Source organism: Candidatus Methylomirabilota bacterium, from assembly GCA_035709005.1.
Taxonomy (GTDB): Bacteria; Methylomirabilota; Methylomirabilia; order Rokubacteriales; family CSP1-6; genus 40CM-4-69-5.
In genome coordinates, this window is sequence record DASTFB010000116.1 from 1 (window position 1) to 2752 (window position 2752).

The following is a 2752-nucleotide window of genomic DNA, read 5'->3' on the forward strand; positions in this document are numbered from 1 at the left end:
GGCCAGCCGAATTCGGCTTCAAGCAGGGTCGTTGCGTCGGCGTCGGTCACAATCGGCCTGAGATCACCCATCTGCTCGTCCAATCACGCGGTGCTCGGAGCCCGGTAGAAGCCTAGGTCAAAGGAGCCGACTCCCCCTTCCCGAGTCATTTCGAGTAATCATGCCCGGCTGGGGCGCCACCGCGGCATGAAAAGGCGATGCCGTATCCTGCGGACGGCGGCGAGGGCCAGGTGGCCGGGCACGCTTGGTGCTGCGAGCCCGCTTTCGAGTATGGCCCGAGGGTGCCCGAGGCACCACCGACTGTTGCTCCCGACGGGGAAGCACGCACAGCAGACGCTGCGCGGTGGCGCCCTCCCCTCGTCGCGCTCGCGCGGGAGGACCAGAGATGGACGTGCTCTACGAGCGGTGCTGCGGCCTCGACCTCCACAAGCGCTCGGTCACCGCCTGCGTCCTGATGCCGGGCGCGGGCGGGCGGGCGACCAAGGAGGTGCGCAGCTTCGCGACGATGACCGACGGGCTCTTGGCGTTGGGGGATTGGCTGGCGGCGGCCGGGGTCACCCACGTCGCGATGGAGAGCACCGGGGTGTACTGGAAGCCGATCTGGAACCTCTTCGAGGAGCGCTTCACGCTGCTGTTGGTCAACGCCGCCCACGTCAAGGTGGTGCCGGGCCGCAAACGGGACGTGGGCGACGCCGAGTGGCTGGCCGACCTGCTGCGCCACGGCCTGCTGCGCGGCAGCTTCGTCCCCGACCGCGCCGCGCGGGAACTGCGGGAGCTGACCCGCTACCGCAGCGCCCTGGTGCGGGAGCGGACCGCCGAGGTCAACCGCCTGCAGAAGACGCTGGAGGGGGCCAACCTCAAGCTGGCCAGCGTCGTCAGCGACGTGACCGGGGTCTCGGCGCGGGCGATGCTGGCCGAGCTGGTGGCCGGGCAGGAGGACGCCGCCGTCCTGGCCGACCTGGCGGTGGGGCAACTGCGCAAGAAGCTGCCGGACCTGGAGCGGGCCTTGACCGGGCGGATGAGCGCCCACCAGCGGTTCATGCTGGCCCAGCACCTGGCCCGCATCGACGGCCTCGACGAGCAGATCGCGGTCGTGGGCGCCGAGATCGCGGACCGCCTGCGCCCTTTTGAGCCGGCCCTGGCGCTGCTGGACTCGATCCCGGGGATCGGCCGCTGGTCGGCGGAGGTGATCGTGGCCGAGATCGGCACCGACATGGGCCGCTTCCCGACGGCGGGGCACCTGGCCAGTTGGGCGGGGGTGTGCCCGGGCCACCACGAGAGCGCCGGCAAACGCCGCTCGGGTAAGACCCGCAAGGGCAGCCCCTGGCTGCGGGTGACCCTGACCGAGGCCGCCTACGCGGCCGGGCGCAGCAAGGACACCGTCCTGTCGGCCCGCTACCACCGGCTGATCGGGCGGCGGGGCAAGAAGAAGGCGGCGGTCGCCGTCGGCCGCACGATCCTGGAACTGTGCCACCTGCTGCTGAGCACCGGCCAGTTCTACGACGACCAGCAGGCGCGCGCCCGGCTCGCGCGCCACCCGATCACGGAGGAGGATCGCCTCGTGCGGCGTCTGGAGCAGCTCGGCCATCGCGTCACCCTCGAACCGGCGGCCTGATGGGCCGGAGTTTTTCACAGCAGCAACGCGAGAAATCTGCGTCACTGACGCAATCTGGTTGGACGGTTGGCTCAACGGATGGCTCTCTGACGAGGAGGGAGCGCCCTCCGGGCGCAGATTTCTCGCTGCGCTCGAAATGACAGTGAGGGTGGCGGTTCGCAACCACGGGGAAGGGGGGCGACTCCATCCGACAACGGTTCAGCCGGAACGTATTTCGGTCCACGCACCTGCCGCTCGCCAGCAAGGAGAACCGATGGCCGCCTACGTGATCGTCGACGTCGAGGTGCTCGAGCCGGAGCCGTACCAGGAGTACACGCGGGCCGTCCCCGCCTCCCTCGAACCCTTCGGCGGCCGCTTCATCGTCCGCGGCGGCGCCTACGAGACGCTGGAGGGAACCTGGAACCCGCAACGCGTCGTCGTTCTGGAGTTCCCGAGCGTCGAGCAGGCGAACGCCTGGCACGCCTCGCCCGCGTACCAGGCGATCCTGCCGATCCGGCAGCGGCACGCGCGGACGAACTTCCTGACCGTCGTCGCGGGCGTGTAGGGCTTGGACGGGGGGTCGTCATCGACGGCTCTCGTGCCCGTGCGTCGCCCCGGCGATCGGGGCGACGCAGTCGCGCCGCAGCCGCGGGTCGAGGACATCGCGCAGGCCGTCGCCGAGGAGGTTGCAGGCGACGACGGTCACGGTGATCGCCGGCCCGCGATGAGGATCTTGTTAGCTAGGCGGGAGCTTGCGGAACCCTTCCGCCAACTTGCAGCCGGCATTGGTTCCAAGTGCGCCGGCGATGCGCCGGAAGAACTCCTCCATCTCGGGGCGGTCGCGCCCCTGGCTGGCGTGCTGCCGCAGGGCCCGCATCCGCTTGTCCCACACGGGCTCCACGTCGACGAAGACGTCCGGTCGGTCGCTCATGATGAGGTAGAGCATCCCGACGCGGTGAGGGGCAAGGCCCGCCCGCACCTGCTCTGGGTAGAAGAGCGGGCCGGGGCCACACAGGTAGGCCGCTTGGAAGGCGATCAGCCCCAGGCTGGTGTGGTCGGGGTAGATCGCGCAGGAGTCCAGCGAGCCGTTCCCGGGATACGGGTCGTGGGTGATGATGGTGCGCGGCCGCTCCTGTCGGATGATCGCCGTCAGATCCT

At 70.2% G+C, this 2752-nt stretch carries 4 protein-coding genes; 2 read left to right on the forward strand and 2 right to left on the reverse strand.

The annotated features are described in order from the left end of the window. Positions 1–385: 385 nt before the first annotated feature. Both VFR64_20705 and VFR64_20710 read left to right on the forward strand, forming a co-directional pair. Entirely contained in the window at positions 386–1615 is a 1230-nt protein-coding gene (locus VFR64_20705) for an IS110 family transposase (protein HET9492159.1), read from the forward strand. Positions 1616–1868: 253 nt separating this feature from the next. Further along, positions 1869–2159 (forward strand): DUF1330 domain-containing protein, encoded by a 291-nt coding sequence (locus VFR64_20710; GenBank protein ID HET9492160.1) that lies wholly within the window; start codon positions 1869–1871, stop codon positions 2157–2159. Between the two features lie 18 nt (positions 2160–2177). Here VFR64_20710 and VFR64_20715 read toward each other — a convergent pair whose 3' ends face one another. Together VFR64_20715 and VFR64_20720 are read right to left on the reverse strand one after the other, a co-directional pair. Beyond that, entirely contained in the window at positions 2178–2300 is a 123-nt protein-coding gene (locus tag VFR64_20715) for a hypothetical protein (protein HET9492161.1), read from the reverse strand. Between the two features lie 30 nt (positions 2301–2330). After that, positions 2331–2752, reverse strand: a 422-nt coding sequence (locus VFR64_20720; GenBank protein ID HET9492162.1) for a PIG-L family deacetylase, incomplete at its 5' end; no start/stop codon positions are given.